This is a genomic window from Chitinophaga sp. Cy-1792, assembly GCF_011752935.1.
Classification (GTDB): domain Bacteria; phylum Bacteroidota; class Bacteroidia; order Chitinophagales; family Chitinophagaceae; genus Chitinophaga.
In genome coordinates this window covers 2,118,402-2,134,864 of the sequence record NZ_VWWO01000001.1, presented here as the reverse complement: position 1 = coordinate 2,134,864, position 16,463 = coordinate 2,118,402, and the positions used below count along the sequence as shown (strand labels likewise).

Below are 16,463 nucleotides of genomic sequence, written 5' to 3'. Positions count from 1 at the left end.
TTCGTTTAGCGTTTAGATGAATGCCCGTTACGGCCTTACAATTAATTTGTTTCCTTCCAGCTTAAAGTGTACCCAGCCGGTAGATTCCAGAATAGTTAACACATCGGATAAATTAGTATTACGCGGGATCTTACCGATAAATTGCTGTGTGGTAATATCTCCTTCGTACACTACTTCTACATCATACCAGCGGCTCACCTGACGCATAATTTCCTGTATGGTTGCGTCTTGCAGACTAAACAGTCCGTTCTTCCAGGCGAGTACATCTTCTTCGTTGGCAGATGTGGTAGTAATAGTTGGTTTTCTTGTTGATAATTGCGCTTGTTGTCCGGGATGGAGTAGTACGCTTTCTGCTTCACGACCTACACGGATTTTACCACTCAGCAAGGTAGCTTCGTGAATTGGTTCATCTGCATAAGCCTGTATGTCGAAGCTGGTACCGAGTACTTCAATCTTCATTGGTGCATGATCGGCTACTGCTACAGTAACATTGAATCGTTTGCTGGCATCGGGGGCCACTTCAAAGTAGGCTTCACCCGAAAGTTCCACGGTGCGGTCGTTGCCGGCAAATACCGCTGGATAACGCAGTGAAGAGGCTGCGTTCAACCATACCTTAGTGCCGTCTGGCAGTACCAGTTTAAACTGTCCGCCGCGGGGAGTATTGATTTTATTGTAAGCAATTTCCGATGCTACATTCCCTGTTGCCTGGTAGGAAATAGTTCCTGAGTCATTTTTGATGATGTTGGTATTGCCCTGTAATGCCAGTGCGCCATTGTGTGCGCTGTCCAGTACAATTACAGAACCATCCGCCAGCTGCAGGGTAGCTTTATCTCCTCCGGGCAATGCGTCACCGCCGTAACGCGCTGCCATTGGAGTTTCAGGGTTCTTGTTTTGCTTATGAGAAAAAATTAATACAGATGTCGTTACTATCGCGGAAATAACAGCAGCAGCGGCTACCCATCTTTTCCACAGGAAACGCACAGGCGTTACCGTTGACTCCACGGTTACGCCCATACGATTCCACACATCATCCAAAGCTGCAGCTTCATCTATCTGGTACATATTGTTCAGGGATGCGGCTATTCTTTCCTGTGTTGTAATGCCTGCATAAAACTCCCGGGCATCTGCAGACTGCTGATCCAGCCATGCCTGTAGTGTTATAGCCTCTTCTTCGGTCAGGCTACCTTCCAGTTGACGCAGTAATAACGCAGCTATCTGCTCCATGATTTCAATATGTTCCAGATCGGATAATGGTGTTGACAATGATTGATCGATTATTATTTGTTAGAAAGCATTTTATCTAGTCTGCCGGAGATGTCTGCCAGATGGGCTTTTGTAAGCGGGTCTGTTGTTTTAGTCAACGCCAGTTTCACTTCAGCATTCAGCGCTTTGGCATCCACTTTCAGCATAGAAACAGCATCGCTTTCGGAATCTCCGGCTACAGGAGAGCTCACGATATTATTCAGTGCAGCTACATATGATTTCTGCAGATTACGACGGTAGATGTCTGTTTTAACGCCCGGCTGTTTCAGATCGCTCCAAACGCCGCCATGTACCGCAGTAATGAATTCTGACAGTCCCATCGCTTTGTCACCAAAACGACGCTCGTTACTCAGGATCATATTCAGACGGCCGATGCTATACAAGGATGACATCGTTTTACTCTGCATCAGGCTGAGGAAATTCTTTGTTTCCGGCATTTCTACTCTGTTGACAATCTTTGCATCCGTCAGCCAGGTAGGCGTTTTAAACACCTGGTCGTTCAGGAATTTAACGGCAGACAGCTGTTTAGCCTTAGGCACCGGTACAAAGGATGGTGCAGGATCTCCCTGTGGACGAATCGTATAATTGCTGGCGCCTACATTGCTGATAACATGATTGACATAACGCTGGTAAGTCTGCTGAATCTCCTTGTATAATTCTTTCATGGTTACATTCAGCGTTGCTTCGTCTTTGGTCCATGCTGGCAGGGCTGCTACAACACGTTTCAGGTTTTCGATACCGTAAGTATTGGCTTTAGCTGCATCATCGCCCAGGTCTTCCGACTGGCTCCGAGGATCATCTGTACGTGTTTCACCATCTCCCCACCAGAGGCGTGGGTTAGCTGCCAGACGTTTAGTAACCTCCTTGTCCATGATTTTTTTATCTTCTGCGGCGGAAGGAGCAAAAACCTGTTTGTAACCCCATTCAATAGCCCATTGATCGTAATCGCCAATCCGTGGGAACAGCAGTTCCTGCGGGATATGGTCTTGCGGTTGCGCTACATAGTCAAAACGTGCATAGTCCATGATGCTTGGCGTATGGCCATGCTGACGCAGGAAACTAATACTGCGCAAGCTATCCACCGGTACGGTGCTGCTGCTACCAAAGTTATGCGCCAGGCCAAGCGTATGGCCCACTTCGTGGCTGGATACAAAGCGGATCAGCTGCCCCATTAACTCATCACTGAATACCGGATGTTGTGCCTGCGGATCGTTAGGACCACACTGGATCATATACCAGTTACGCACCAGTACCATTACGTTGTGATACCAGCCAATATGCGTCTGTATGATTTCACCACTGCGCAGGTCATGGATATTCGGACCGTATGCATTAGCTTTTTCTGAAGGAAAATAATTGAGGAAGGAATAACGAACATCATCCATATCCATGGTGCTGTCGTTCTCCGGCCATTCTTTTGCCATAATAGCATTCTTGAAGCCAGCTTTCTCGAAAGCTACCTGCCAGTCGTTAATACCCATGATCAGGTATTTCCGCCATTTTTTAGGCGTATTAGGATCGATATAATAAACGATTGGTTTTATCGGCTCTACCAGCTCGCCTCTTTTGTATTTCTCTACATCTTCAGGTTTAGGTTCCAATCTCCAGCGGTAGGAAAATTCACGCGATATAGCACGTTGCTGGTTATCGCCATACTCCACCACCATATCTCCGAAATAACCCACTCTGCCGTCGTTAAAACGTTGTTGCATAGGTACTTTTGGCAGCAGTATCAGGGAACTGGTAGTGCTGTAGGAAACAGGACCGCCGGCAGGAGCGCCCAGCGTAGGTTTTGTAGTACCGTTTTTATTCAGTGCGATGGTAATATTCAGTGGGTAAACTTTTACCTTCTCTACAAAAATATCTTTCAGCGTTTTAGGATCGGATACTTTGAACAGCGGACTATTCCGGATATAGTTGACCGGGCTGGCTGGTTCCTTTATGAACTTCAGTCCATCTACTACATAGCTGGCAGAATCTTTACCATACGCCAGTATTTTCAGCGTGGCAATGATAGGATTCTGGTTAGCGCTGATTACCGCCTTGTGAATCATATCTGCCGTATCAGCGGCTGCCGCTACAAGGTTAGAACGCATAATCAGCGTTTCACCCGGACCTTTTTCAAAATATACATTCGCCGCATCCAGTTCTTCTCCCGGATAAATCTCAGCACCTACGGGCGCTTTTTTCAACCTGTTTACCAGCATAAAATCGCGGCCAATCAGGCTATCAGGGATTTCGAAGTAAATGCTGTCCAGATCCCTGGATGTTAGCAGCGTGAATATGCCCTCTTGTTTGGTCAGCGACTTGGTAATCACCGATGCATATGGTTTTACACCATTTTTGTTAGGGCCTGCTACTGGTTTCACTGGTGTGGCGGCAACCGGAGTTGCTGCGGTGGTCGGTTTTTTATGGCTGCCCTTGAACACGGCACAGGAGGCCATCAGTGTTGCAAGAGAAATATACGTATAGCGTTTCATTACAATTCTACTTTGGTGATGTTGAAATTAAAATGGGGAATTGGCAGTTGGATGTAAAGTATGCCGGTAGGCTGTTTCCGGTTACAGCGCAGTTACCTTCACGCCGGGAATCGTATTTATCAGGTCCAAATACCTGGCAGAACGCGTCGCAGTTTGTTCATCCCAGTATATTTCCAATGGTACCCGGATACTATCCAGCTGAATAAGGTAATCTGCCTGCTGCAGTTCATTGGCATTACTACATAAGTCAAGGAGAATTCCTTTTCTTTCTGATTGCAGCCACTGTTCAAGCATAGGTTTTGCCATGTGCCGGTATTTCTCTACCATGCCAGATGCGAGCGCATCATAAATGGTATCCGGTAAGGCAAACCGGTAATAGGTTGTTGTTGTAACATCGCCAGCGGACAAATCTACTACACGCTTGTCAAAAGGGAAAGCACTATTTTGTTGCATCATCCCCAGAGAACAGCTATCGGGCGTTAATGGAAAATAAGCCGCCGGCATTCGCTTACGAGGCCCGGCCTTCTTTTCCTCTTCGCCGCATGATACCAGTATCAGCGCCGCCGCTATACACAAAACAGGATATTTAAATACTTTTAATATCATATAAACCTCCATTATCAGTGGTCAGTATCCTTAAACACGCTGCTAAGGATACTGAACTAGTCATTTTCAAAAAACTTAACCTTTGTTCTTGTGCTCGAACTTTTCGATACGCTCGGCCAGGTATACCAGGTGTGCTTTATTCAGCGGATCAGCTGCATGTGGTATGGCTTTCGTGATCTCTGCCTTCAGCGTACTGACTTCCAGCAGCATTAAGGAGTTTACATCTGATTCTCCGTTTGCACTTCTTTTGCCAGTCAGGGCATCCAGTACGGCGCCTACATACACTTTCTGCAAATCGCGGCGATAGCCGTCCATTTTAACGTCACTGCCCTTCAACTCTTTCCAGATATCATTGTGCAGTACGGATACCAGCTTATCAACTCCTAAAGAGTTGCCCTCAAAGCGGTCGTAGTTGGCTTGTTGATAAACCATATGCTCGTAATCCAGCAGACTATTCAGCACCCTTGCCTGGAGGTCGGCAATGAATTCGGTATTCAATTCCGCTGGACGGTTGGCAACATCGGTTACTTTAGGATTCAGCAACCAGGTAGGTGTAGTAAATAATTCTTTGTTGTAAAACTCCAGCACAGCCAGCTGTTTAGCAACTGGTACCGGCTCCATCACCATCGTGGTGTCGTTGCTGGGTTTGGGTGTATACGTCAGCGTACCCACGTATTGCAGTGCATGGTTCATGTAACGGAAAAACTGTTCCTGTATTTGCTGATAAACTTCAGTCATGGCATCCTGGTTGGCACCTTCTTCGTAGGTCCATTCAGGTAAATGCTCCATCACACGTTTCAGATTCAGGATGCCATAGGAACCAGCTTTGGCAGCGTCGTCGCCCAGGTCTTCCGTCTGACAGCGCGGATCTATCTTACGGAGCTGACCTTCGCCAAACCATAAACGAGGATTATTTGCCAGTCTGGAAGTAGTCAGGTTAAATAAAGATGTTTTGTCTTCTGCGGCTGTTTTGCCGGTATACTTATATCCCCATTCAATTGCCCACTGGTCATATTCTCCAATACGAGGGAACAGTAATTCCTGCGGGATATTATCTTCTGGCTGCGCTACGTAGTTAAAACGTGCGTAGTCCATGATACTGCCAGTATGGCCATGCTTGCGGAGATAGGAAATGCTACGCAGACTATCGACCGGTGTCATGCTGCTGTTGCCGAAGTTATGCATTAAGCCAAGCGTATGACCTACTTCATGACTGGATACAAAGCGAATCAGCTGTCCCATCAGCTCATCATCAAATACTACATGCTGCGCCTTCGGATCATTAGGGCCTGCCTGTATCATGTACCAGTTGCGGAGAACTGTCATGATATTATGATACCAGCCGATGTGCGTCTGAATAATTTCACCGCTGCGTGGATCAATGATATTTGGGCCGTAGGCGTTGGCAACTTCAGAAGGGAAATAGTTAATGAAAGAATAGCGTATATCATCCATATGCATAGTAGTATCGCCTTCCGGCCATTCTTTTGCAACGATGGCATTTTTAAAACCAGCTTGCTCGAATGCTTTCTGCCAGTCATTGACACCTTTAATCAGGTATGGCCGCCATTTTTTCGGCGTAGCCGGATCGATATAATAAACAATTTGCTTTGCCGGTTCTACCAGTTCTCCATTATTATATCTGGCCAGATCTTCCGGCTTTGGCTCCAATCTCCAGCGACGTGCCACTTTTCTGCTTTGTGCACGTTGCTGATCGTCGCCAAATTCTATCCAGCCGGTATTGAAATAACCGATGCGCGGGTCTATGTACCTTGCCGTCATTGGTTTTTCAGGTAACAATAACAGCGAGGTATTTGCTTCCAGGTTATATTCCTGGTTGTTGTCTTTTTTATTCACATATATCTTACTGGTACCCAGCTCAATGTTCTCTGGATATATGTGTTCGCGGGTAAGCTGGACATTTTTTGTCAGCGTAGGTGCGATAGAGTCTTTCAGTTTATTGGCGCTGATAGTATTGAAAATACTTGTCGGCTCAACAATATATTTACTCATATCCAATACGAAAGAAGCAGAATCTTTACCATATGCCTTTATTGGGAATGTGTAAGCCACCGCTTCTATCAAATCTGCTACTGCATGGCTCATCACGTTCGAAGAGTCAGACTTGTAGACATACAACTTTTCACGAAGTGTAATGGTTTCATTCGGACCTTTTTCAAACGTGATAGCTTTGGTATCCAGTTCTTCTCCCGGGAAGATATTCAGCAGGGCTGGATTACCGGTAATACGGCTCACGGCCAGTATATCGCGTCCCAGCAGGTTTGCAGGAATTTCAAAAAATGTAGTATCTAATTCTTTGGTAGTATGTACGGTAAACAACCCTTTTGTGCTTACCAGGTTTTTCGTAATTACCTGGTCGTATGGCTTAACGCCATTTTTGCTGACCGGTTTTGCCGGCACGGCAATGGCCGCGGGTGCCGGCGTCGCTTTTTTCTTGCGCCCACCCTTGAATACGGCACATGATGCCATCAGTGCGGCAAGGGATATATAAGTATAGCGTTTCATTGCAGATGTACTTGAATTCGTTGTTGATGATTGCGGTATAAATACCCTATTATTTAAAACACTCCTCAGTGCCCATTTTAGCGGATTGCCTGGTATTGATCTCTTTGATACCCGGGAATGCGCCAATCATATGCTTATACACGCCAGCTCTTGCCGCGCCGCTGTTATCCCAGAGTATCACCACGGGCACATTTCTATCACCTGCCCGTACACTGTACTGCACGCCCAAACCGGCATCCTTACCCTGACTCAGGTCAATGATAATACCCTTGTTATTGGTAGCTGCCCAATGGTCCAGCAATGCGGCCGCCATTGGCCGGTAGGTTTCCGCCATATCAAAAGCGATAGAATCAAATCGCTCATTAGGAATAGATATCCGCTCAAAACCGCTCACGGTACCATCCAGTGAATAATCGACTTGTGTAATCCGGAAAGGAATGGCCTGCTGTCCGTCGGATGTAGCATAGGTACATTCAGGCTTAGGAAGCCCTGGAATATCGGGCACAGGCAGGTAAGCTCCCGGCATTACCTTTCGATTTCCCTTCTTAATCGTCCCTTCGCCGCAAGACGCCACCACACAGGGTATGGCCAACATTAGCACATAGTGCAGATATTTTTGTTTGCTCCTTATCAGCATAGCATCTGTTTCGTTTAAAAAATTAAAACACGATGCACGCTGATATGAACTAGTCTTAACAGAAAAAAAATAATTTTTTAATACTGACTATAAAATTTCCGCTTTATTATATAGCTTAGCCTGCTTTTCCCACTACAACTAAACAACAACCTAAATCAGCTGCAATCAATGCAAGAGGATCTTTTGTCAGATCTTATACCTTCGTTCCAACAAGGAGAAGCGGATGCTTTTAATACTTTCTTCAAAGAGTATTATAAGCCATTATGTTTTTTTGCAAACCAGCTACTAGATAGTATGGCAGATGCAGAAGATATCGTGAAAGATGCATTCGTAAAGCTCTGGAACAGGAAATCTGATTTCGATCATCCTAAAAGCATTAAAGGATTTCTTTATACTACTACGCGCAACGCCTGCCTGAATCACCTTCGCCATCAGAAAGTGCATAATAATTTCCAGCAGGAAATGATTTACCTGGATGATAAAAAAGGGGAAGACCTCATTCTGCAAAGAATGATACAGTCAGAACTGATCCAATCTATTTACCTGGAAATAGAAAAACTGCCGGAGAAAAGACAGCAGGTGTTTCGTATGATTTTCCTGGAAGGACTTAAAAACGATGAGATTGCTGAGAAACTGGGGATTTCTGTATTTACCGTAAAAGAACATAAAGCGAAAGCGCTGGCGCAGCTGAGGCTACGCTTCAATGATACACAGCTGGGCCTCTTCTTTATACTGGTGGGTAGCTTATTTACAATAAAGAAGTAAAACGAAGCCGACCCTTTTAGTCAGCTCCGTCTGAAATATTATCTTACAATCATCACCTTAGCAACTACATTACCTGCAGCCGCCTTCAATTGAAGGATATACATCCCTGCCGAAAGATCAGCGACGCCCATCTCTACGGTCTGCACACCCTTATTGAGCTGCTGATGTTTGCTTTTCACCGGCTGTTTTGCCATATTATATAACACCCATTCACTGGCTTGCTGCCTGTCCGACTTCACCTGAACGGTAATAGTTTCACTTACCGGATTGGGTATTACCGCCAGATCAAGGCCTGTAGCTGCAATTTTAGCCGTGTTCAACGCATTGGTGGCAGGTATCCAGCTTTTACCATCCAGTCCCCAGCTACTATTGACAGGAATACCGAGATAATCCAGACAGCTTACAGCCATATCTACCTGCCTGGGCGTATTGGTATAGACATTATAGACAAACGTTGTCTGGGCCACGCCTGTCTGCCAGTTTGGATTGGTTACAGCAGCATTATTTGCTGCGCTGCTGGCATCAGTCAGCGTACTACCGCTGCCTTCATGCGCTTTCCAGTAACCCGCCAGGGAACTATAATTGGGATGAGCACTGGTAACATCCATATTCTTCCAGGTATTCAGGGTTGCTCCGGAAACAACAGTACTCCATATACGAATATCAGCAATACTACCTGTAAACGGATAAGCATAAGTTAGTGTGCCATCTTGTGCAATCGCAAAAGGCAGCCCACTGGCAATAGTTCCTGTCACGCCGGCCAGTAAAACACTGTCTACCTTCACGCCATCCTGATAAGTGAGCATGTAACCACCGCGATTTACTGAAACCGCAATATGATGCCACTGATTATCTGCAATTACACCTCCATTAACATCTGCACGGGTAGTGCCATTGCTGATATTTGCTTTCCATTGCCCACCACTGCTGGCTGCCAGAATATATCCCTTGTTATTACCACTGTTCCAGTTTTTGTCAGACAAGATAGCAGGATCACCGCTCCAGGAGCTGGTTTTAACACGGCATTCCAACGTAAAATTACCTGTTGCAAATTGATAAGCAGTGCCACTCGCCGGCCTGGCATAAGCGCCACTGCCAAATACCAACGCCGGTGGCGGTACTGCTGCCGCCTGCCAGACTGGTGTACCATACAAAGTGGCGTTATTACCTGCTACGGCGTAATCTGTCCAGCTGCTACCTGTGCCTTCCGCTCCTTTCCAGTAACTGTGCAGACTACTGTAAGATGGATGTGCACTGGTCACCGGTTTCGACATCCAGGTAATCAACTCACTTTCCGGGATCACTTTATCCCATATACGCACTTCTGCAATATTTCCATCCATCACCTTACTATAGGCCAACGTACCATCCTGGCCGATGGCAAGTGGATAAGCGGTACTTATATCACCTATTGTTGCCATAGATGCACTATTAATAAGCGTCCCATCTTCATACATCTTTACTAAACCATCCCTGTCAAATGAAACTGCCAGGTGATGCCACTTTCCATCAGCAATAATACCACCACTCATATCTACGCGATTGGTGCTATCCCCCACATTTACCTTCCAGGAATTACCATTTATTGCCGCCAGCACAAACCCCTTATTTTTACCATTGGCCCAGTTCTTATTACTGATGATAGCGGGATCGCCGGCAAAACCACTGTTTAGTTTCACCCGGCATTCTATGGTAAAGTCGGCCGAGGCGCCGAAGTTATAAGTACTACTTCCTGGTTTAAGATAGCTGCCATTACTTAAGGAGAGATAACTGCCCGCCATGCTAAAGCTTACCGTATCTTTTCTGATCTGCTGCGGTGTAAATTTGCTGTTAGACCAGATGGCAAATATATTCCGCTCTTCCAGGCTACTTCCTCCATGACCGGCCATATTACCGCCATGATCTGTAGAAACCGCCACCAGCCAGTCTTCATTGGCATAAGTACTACGGCTTCTTAATGCTATCATGATCTCTTTAATATATCCATCTATTTCTTCAATAGCGCTTACATATTGCGGCACCGTAGGCGAAAAGCCATAGCTATGGCCAGCTTCATCTACGTCATCGAAATGCATATACAATACATCCGGATTATTGGTCGTTAGTTCAGCCACTACAGCATTCTTGACGGCCAGGTCAGTAGTGGGATTAGATTCCTGGTCTATGCCGTCTATGATATAGGTGTTGATAGGCGCCCAATGACAGATAGAAACAATTCTGCGCGAGGGCGTCGCTGTCTTTACTCTTTGCAGGAAAGACGGATAAGCGCTGAAGTTCGCACCGGTAAAGGTATTATCATAAACGCCGTGCTTGGCTCTCCATACGCCGGTGAGCATAGCGCTCCATCCCACTGCACTCCAGGTGGGTGTTTCTGTTAATCCATCCAGGGTAAATACTGATTTGGTCATTAACGAGTCCAATGCAGGCGCATTGGCTGCCAGCACAGCATCCCAGCGGGTGCCATCGATACCTATCAGTAATACTTTTTTAGTTTGGGCATTAGCTACATACAGGCATGCCAGTAGCCATAGGGTCAGGTAGATACGTTTCATTGTTCAGGGTTTAAGTCGAGGGTTCTTATCTATCTAATATAATAAACGGTTAACAAATACTAAAATTCCGGACAGTATTTTTACACATGCAGACATAAAAAAAGCGGGTGTACCAAAAGCTTTTGATACACCCGCTGTTATAATCTATTGGATTAGAATCGTTCCAGTTCCTCTACTACCCTGCTCACCGGCAAGCCCATGACATTATAAAAGCAGCCTTCGATCTTATCAATCGCCACGGCACCGATCCATTCCTGGATAGCATAGGCGCCGGCTTTATCATAAGGTTTGTAATTATCTATATAGAATTCTATCTGTGGTTGTGTAAGCGGTTTGAAGAAAACACCTGTTTCTTTGGAAAACGCAATTTCCTTATCTCCCCTGACAATCACCACACCGGTGATTACCCGATGCTCTCTTCCGCTAAGCGCAGTCAGTATGCGGATAGCATCTTCCCGGTCTTTAGGCTTGCCTATAATGGTCTCGTCCAATACCACTACCGTATCAGCAGCTACAATGGTATCCGTTGGGGCAGACAATGCCTGTATTACCGCAGCCTTCTGACGTGCAATGTATACCGGTATTTCCGGGATAGGCATGGTTTCAGGAAAAGATTCGTCGGTATCAGCTACCTTAATGGTAAACGGAATACCCGCCTGTTCCAGTAATTGTTTTCTTCTGGGAGATTGTGAAGCCAGTATCACCGGCGCACCATTATACATTTATAGAAATAGTTTAAAGAAGATCATAGATAAGATACCCGTCAGCATCACCAGTTTCACCAGTGAGCTCACTTTATGGTACTCCGCTGCTGTGTTGGCGGCTTTTAATCGCATATACACATAGATACATGGCAGCTGCACGAAAAGCAGCAGGTAGCCGATGGCCAGGTACCAGCCAAACATCCATACACGTATTTCTACTAAAATAATGGTTACCTGTAAAGCCAGCAGTAATATGTTACAGAAGCGTTTTGCGGCCAACACCCCCCAGATGATAGGGATGGTGCGACAACCATCTTTGCTGTCGCCGATCATATCTTCCAGGTCTTTCACGATTTCACGGACCATGGAAATGATAAAGGCAAACAGGGCATATACGCCAATGATCTGTATCAGCTTGCGGCCTACCGGAGCCATAATGGCTTCCAGGCTATGGTAAATCTGCTTTTCGTAGAAACCTACCACTACCACTGCCAGTGCTGTGAGCAGGGAGGTCACCACATTACCGATTAAAGCCTGTCTTTTGAAAGAGGTAGAATAAAACCACAACAACAGGGAACAGATCACCTGGATGAAGCCCAGGTAAATCTGGCCGGTACCCCAGGCAACGATAAAGCCCAGCGACACGCCCGTCATATTTAATATGGTATGCCAGGCCATCGCCCAGCGACGGCTGATCACCTTATCCAATATCATTTTGTCGGGCTTGTTGACGATATCTATATTAATATCAAAATAATCATTGATAATATAGCCGGCAGCAGCAATTAATACCGTAGAAAGGCAAAGCAATATGAACTGACCCACAGACAGGGAAGGTTCCTCCCCGTAACTATGCATTACAGGCGCTACTACACAGTACTGCAACAGAAACTGTGTGAGGGCGATATAAAGCAGATTGGGATATCTGATTAATTTAAAAAATGCAGCCCAGAGCTTCATGGGATAAATTGTTTTCTAATATAATTTGTCGGGAGATACAGGTTATTTTGAAGCAATGCCTTCGTCCAGCAGCCAGTGGCCATTCAGCTTCAGTACCTTCTCCATAATATCTCTGACACAACCCTGTCCGCCGCCTAACGGGGAGATATACCTGGAAATACTTTTAATTTCAGGCGCCGCATCTGCAGGACAGGTAGGCAGGGCTACCAGTTGCATAGGGGCATAATCGGGGATATCATCTCCCATATATAATATCTCATCCCAGCGAAGATCATTCTCAAATACGTAATCCTGCAGTTTTTCTTTCTTATCCTGCACGCCTACATATATATCTTTAATGCCCAGGCCTTGTAGCCGGCTGACCACACTTTCAGATTTGCCACCTGAAATAATCACTACGCGATAACCTTTCTTAACCGCCAGCTGCATGGCATAGCCATCCTTAATATTCATTCTGCGGGACATTTCCCCTCCCGGTAATAATTGCAGGGTGCCATCTGTCAGCACACCATCCACATCCAGTACGAAGGTGGTTACCGGCTTAAAAAGTGATAATATGTTCATAGTCGGTGGCGAAAATACGAATAATGCACTAACACGCACCTACTGTCCCTATCGCTTTTCATGGAAGTTATAGATGCTGTCCGACAGAACGGTGTATACCAGCTGGAGGTATTCGTCGTTGGCCAGCAGGTTCCGGTGCAGCTCCATGGTAGCTTCGTCCTGGCGGATGGCCGGGCCTGTCTGTACCGACTCCGGGGGATATTTCTCCAGCCGGTCGAAGGTTTCCCGTATGATGGGCTGCAGCAGGGTGAAGTCGAGCTGTTCATGATCGCAGTAGGCTTTGGCCCTTGCGATCAGGTGGTTGGTGAAGTTATTGCACAATACCGCTGTCAGGTGATATTGGAGGCGTTGATGGGAATCTGTCACTTCGATCCTGGAGGCGATACTCTGGGCCAGGGCCTGTAGTCTTTTGAGCACATCATCATTACTGGCCTCCAGCATAATCGGTATAGGCGGGTAATTTTTTACTTCCTTACGTATAGATTGCAGCGGGTATATTACGCCGATGTTGGAAGATATCCGGGAGATGGCACTCAGCGGAACGGCGCCGGCAGTATGGGCAACCATACGGCGGCCCAGGCGTAATTCGTCATTTAACATGGGATACGCCGCGTCTGATACCGCCAGGAGGTACATGTCTGCCTCCATATTAATATCCAGCAAATCGGTCGTAAAGGGAGCATGAAGCATTTCCGCCAATTCGGCAGCACGATCGGGGTTTCTTCCAATGATCTGCGTAATCTGGTGTCCGTGAATTTTCAGCAGGTGTCCGAAACAGTGAGCGATATTTCCCGTTCCGATAATAACAATATCCATTATTATTTTTTTAATTATAATGTAGATAATGAGGGATTCAAACCGCCAATATACTGCGTTTACGGTGGTAGTCGTTTTTTTCCTTACATTACGAGTGAATTTAAAGTATTAATGATACCTTATTTTTTATTTTCAAGGTACTTTTTTATACTTGCAGAATTCGTAAGGCTATTATTTTACGAAAAATTGCGTATTTAGCAGCATATTAAAGAAGCATACATGGCAAAAAATTTAGTTATAGTTGAGTCCCCAGCAAAGGCCAAAACCATTGAAAAGATCCTGGGAAAGGACTTTGAAGTCAAATCCTGCTTTGGTCACATCCGTGATCTGGAGAAGGACGACATGGGGATTGATATCGATAATAACTTCAAGCCAAAATATGTTATACCGGAAGATAAGGAAAAGGTTGTAAAAGACCTGAAGAAGCTGGCCAAAGATACCGACGAGGTATGGTTGGCAACGGATGAGGACCGTGAGGGGGAAGCCATTTCATGGCATTTGTGTGAGGTTTTAGGCCTTGATCCAAAAAATACCAAACGTATTGTTTTCCACGAAATCACCAAGCCTGCCATTGAAAATGCGGTAGCACATCCACGTAAGCTGGATATGGACCGCGTAAATGCACAGCAGGCCCGCCGTATACTGGATAGAATCGTAGGCTTTGAGCTTTCTCCTGTTCTCTGGCGTAAGATGAGCATGCGTAACTCGCTCTCCGCCGGTCGTGTACAGTCTGTGGCTGTACGCCTCATCGTTGAAAGAGAAAGAGAAATCAATGCCTTCAACGCCACCAGTACCTTCAAAGTAGAAGCCTGGTTTACCGGTAAAGATATTAACGGTAAGAGCATTTCCTTCAAAGCTGAAGGCCCCAACAAGTTCAAAACAGCCGAAGATGCGGAGAAATTCCTCACACAATGTGTAGGCGCCGCATATACGGTAAAGGATATCCAGGTTAAGCCAGGAAAGAAATCCCCGGCTGCCCCTTTTACCACCTCCACCCTGCAGCAGGAAGCCAGCCGCAAACTGGGATACAGCGTATCCAAAACCATGTTGCTGGCACAGAAACTCTACGAAAGCGGTAACATTACCTACATGCGTACGGACTCTGTCAACCTGTCTGATACCGCGATCGGAGATATCCAGAAAGCGATCGTAGGTAATTACGGAGAGAAATACCACCAGTACAGAAAGTTCAAGAATAAAAACGAGTCCGCCCAGGAGGCGCACGAGGCCATCCGTCCTACCTACATGGAAAATACCACCGTAGACGACAGCGATGCCCGCAAACTCTATGAGCTCATCTGGAAGCGTACCATCGCCAGCCAGATGTCGGACGCTGAACTGGAAAAAACCATCGCAAAAATCGATATCTCCACCAACCACGAAGAGCTGACTGCCAGTGGTGAAGTGCTGAAATTCGACGGGTTCCTCAAAGTATATATGGAGAGCCACGATGATGAAGATGTCAATGAAGACGATACACAGGAAGGTTCCTTACCTCCACTGGCCGTAAAACAGTCGCTGGACCTGAAGGAAATGAAAGCTACCGAGCGTTTCTCCCGTCCTGCACCAAGATATACAGAGGCCAGCCTCGTGAAAAAGCTCGAAGAGCTTGGCATCGGCCGCCCATCTACTTATGCACCTACCATTACCACCATCCAGAAACGCGGATACGTGGAAAAAAGGGACAAGGAAGGCATAAAAAGAGAATTCCGCATCCTGACGCTGAAAGCAGATAAACTCACAAAAAATACCGACAGCGAAAATACCGGAGCGGAAAAGTCTAAATTGTTCCCGACAGACCTTGGAATGATCGTGACCGACTTCCTGAACCAATACTTCAACTCTGTAATGGACTACGGTTTCACTGCAAAGATTGAAGGTGAATTCGATGAAATCGCCCATGGTAAAAAGGTTTGGAACGATATGCTGGCAGAATTCTACCAGCCTTTCCATAAAGATGTGGCCAATACCCTCGAAAACGCCGAGCGCGTAAAAGGAGAACGCCAGCTGGGTGTAGAAGAATCTACCGGCAAACCAATCGTGGCACGTATGGGCCGCTATGGCCCGATGATCCAGATCGGTCAGGCAGAAGATGAGGAAAAACCACGCTTCGCCAAGCTGAAACCTACCCAGAGCATCGAAACCATCAGCCTGGAAGATGCAATGGAATTATTCCGTTTGCCTCGTAACCTCGGCCAGTTCGAAGATTCAGACGTAATCATCAACATCGGCAGATTCGGTCCTTATGCACAACATGATAAGAAGTTCTATTCCCTGAAAAAAGAAATGGACCCTTACACCGTTGAGCTGGACGAAATCGCACCGCTGATCGTTGAAAAACGCACTGCCAAAGACGAACGTACCATCAAGGTATTTGAAAAAGAAAAAATCCAGATTTTAAAAGGTCCTTATGGTCCATATATCAAACAAGGCCTGAAGAATTTCAAAATTCCAAAGGAAAAGATAGACCAGGCCGCCGACATAACGGTAGAAGAAGCAAAAGCTATTATCGAAGAAGCGAAAGCCAATCCTCCTAAAAAGAAAGCTCCGCCAAGGAAGAAGAAAGCCGAGTAACCCTCGGCTCCGGACA

The 16,463-nt window shown here is 46.1% G+C and carries 12 protein-coding genes; 2 read left to right on the top strand and 10 right to left on the bottom strand.

What is annotated here, in order from left to right:
- Positions 1-27: 27 nt before the first annotated feature.
- The 5 genes from F3J22_RS08775 to F3J22_RS08755 form a co-directional block, all read right to left on the bottom strand.
- The gene (locus F3J22_RS08775; protein WP_167016227.1) at positions 28-1,263 is read right to left on the bottom strand and encodes a FecR family protein; all 1,236 of its coding nucleotides are present in this window, start codon (positions 1,261-1,263) and stop codon (positions 28-30) included.
- A gap of 14 nt (positions 1,264-1,277) precedes the next feature.
- The gene (locus F3J22_RS08770) at positions 1,278-3,743 is read right to left on the bottom strand and encodes a zinc-dependent metalloprotease (protein WP_167016225.1); all 2,466 of its coding nucleotides are present in this window, start codon (positions 3,741-3,743) and stop codon (positions 1,278-1,280) included.
- 81 nt (positions 3,744-3,824) lie between these two features.
- The gene (locus F3J22_RS08765) at positions 3,825-4,349 is read right to left on the bottom strand and encodes a hypothetical protein (RefSeq protein ID WP_167016222.1); all 525 of its coding nucleotides are present in this window, start codon (positions 4,347-4,349) and stop codon (positions 3,825-3,827) included.
- A gap of 75 nt (positions 4,350-4,424) precedes the next feature.
- A complete protein-coding gene (locus F3J22_RS08760; protein WP_167016220.1) occupies positions 4,425-6,875 on the bottom strand; it encodes a zinc-dependent metalloprotease in 2,451 nt (816 codons plus the stop codon).
- A 49-nt stretch (positions 6,876-6,924) separates the two neighbouring features.
- On the bottom strand, positions 6,925-7,512 hold the full coding sequence (locus tag F3J22_RS08755; protein ID WP_167016219.1) for a hypothetical protein: 588 nt from the start codon (positions 7,510-7,512) through the stop codon (positions 6,925-6,927).
- Positions 7,513-7,680: 168 nt separating this feature from the next.
- Here F3J22_RS08755 and F3J22_RS08750 point away from each other — a divergent pair, with 168 nt between their 5' ends.
- On the top strand, positions 7,681-8,277 hold the full coding sequence (locus F3J22_RS08750; protein ID WP_167016217.1) for an RNA polymerase sigma-70 factor: 597 nt from the start codon (positions 7,681-7,683) through the stop codon (positions 8,275-8,277).
- A gap of 38 nt (positions 8,278-8,315) precedes the next feature.
- Here the strand turns inward: F3J22_RS08750 and F3J22_RS08745 are convergent, their stop codons facing one another.
- From F3J22_RS08745 to F3J22_RS08725, 5 genes are all read right to left on the bottom strand, one after another.
- A complete protein-coding gene (locus F3J22_RS08745) occupies positions 8,316-10,829 on the bottom strand; it encodes a LamG-like jellyroll fold domain-containing protein (RefSeq protein WP_167016215.1) in 2,514 nt (837 codons plus the stop codon).
- A gap of 152 nt (positions 10,830-10,981) precedes the next feature.
- Positions 10,982-11,551, bottom strand: coding sequence for a Maf family nucleotide pyrophosphatase (locus F3J22_RS08740; RefSeq protein ID WP_167016213.1), 570 nt, complete (start codon positions 11,549-11,551; stop codon positions 10,982-10,984).
- Positions 11,552-12,493: a geranylgeranylglycerol-phosphate geranylgeranyltransferase gene (locus F3J22_RS08735; RefSeq protein ID WP_167016211.1), complete on the bottom strand. Its 942-nt coding sequence runs from the start codon at positions 12,491-12,493 to the stop codon at positions 11,552-11,554.
- A 42-nt stretch (positions 12,494-12,535) separates the two neighbouring features.
- Entirely contained in the window at positions 12,536-13,057 is a 522-nt protein-coding gene (locus F3J22_RS08730) for an HAD family hydrolase (RefSeq protein WP_167016209.1), read from the bottom strand.
- 48 nt (positions 13,058-13,105) lie between these two features.
- Positions 13,106-13,873: a Rossmann-like and DUF2520 domain-containing protein gene (locus F3J22_RS08725; protein ID WP_167016208.1), complete on the bottom strand. Its 768-nt coding sequence runs from the start codon at positions 13,871-13,873 to the stop codon at positions 13,106-13,108.
- A gap of 219 nt (positions 13,874-14,092) precedes the next feature.
- Between F3J22_RS08725 and topA the strand changes: the two genes are divergently transcribed.
- Complete coding sequence (topA, locus tag F3J22_RS08720; RefSeq protein ID WP_167016206.1) at positions 14,093-16,447, top strand: type I DNA topoisomerase; 2,355 nt, start codon at positions 14,093-14,095, stop codon at positions 16,445-16,447.
- Positions 16,448-16,463 lie beyond the last annotated feature (16 nt).

Excerpts from the sequence above, each read along its gene's own strand:
- F3J22_RS08770 (WP_167016225.1), bottom strand. The coding sequence starts at position 3,743 with ATGAAACGCTATACGTATATTTCTCTTGCAACACTGATGGCCTCCTGT.
- F3J22_RS08765 (WP_167016222.1), bottom strand. The coding sequence starts at position 4,349 with ATGATATTAAAAGTATTTAAATATCCTGTTTTGTGTATAGCGGCGGCG.
- F3J22_RS08760 (WP_167016220.1), bottom strand. The coding sequence starts at position 6,875 with ATGAAACGCTATACTTATATATCCCTTGCCGCACTGATGGCATCATGT.
- F3J22_RS08755 (WP_167016219.1), bottom strand. The coding sequence starts at position 7,512 with ATGCTGATAAGGAGCAAACAAAAATATCTGCACTATGTGCTAATGTTG.
- F3J22_RS08750 (WP_167016217.1), top strand. The coding sequence starts at position 7,681 with ATGCAAGAGGATCTTTTGTCAGATCTTATACCTTCGTTCCAACAAGGA.
- F3J22_RS08745 (WP_167016215.1), bottom strand. The coding sequence starts at position 10,829 with ATGAAACGTATCTACCTGACCCTATGGCTACTGGCATGCCTGTATGTA.
- F3J22_RS08740 (WP_167016213.1), bottom strand. The coding sequence starts at position 11,551 with ATGTATAATGGTGCGCCGGTGATACTGGCTTCACAATCTCCCAGAAGA.
- F3J22_RS08735 (WP_167016211.1), bottom strand. The coding sequence starts at position 12,493 with ATGAAGCTCTGGGCTGCATTTTTTAAATTAATCAGATATCCCAATCTG.
- F3J22_RS08730 (WP_167016209.1), bottom strand. The coding sequence starts at position 13,057 with ATGAACATATTATCACTTTTTAAGCCGGTAACCACCTTCGTACTGGAT.
- F3J22_RS08725 (WP_167016208.1), bottom strand. The coding sequence starts at position 13,873 with ATGGATATTGTTATTATCGGAACGGGAAATATCGCTCACTGTTTCGGA.
- topA (WP_167016206.1), top strand. The coding sequence starts at position 14,093 with ATGGCAAAAAATTTAGTTATAGTTGAGTCCCCAGCAAAGGCCAAAACC.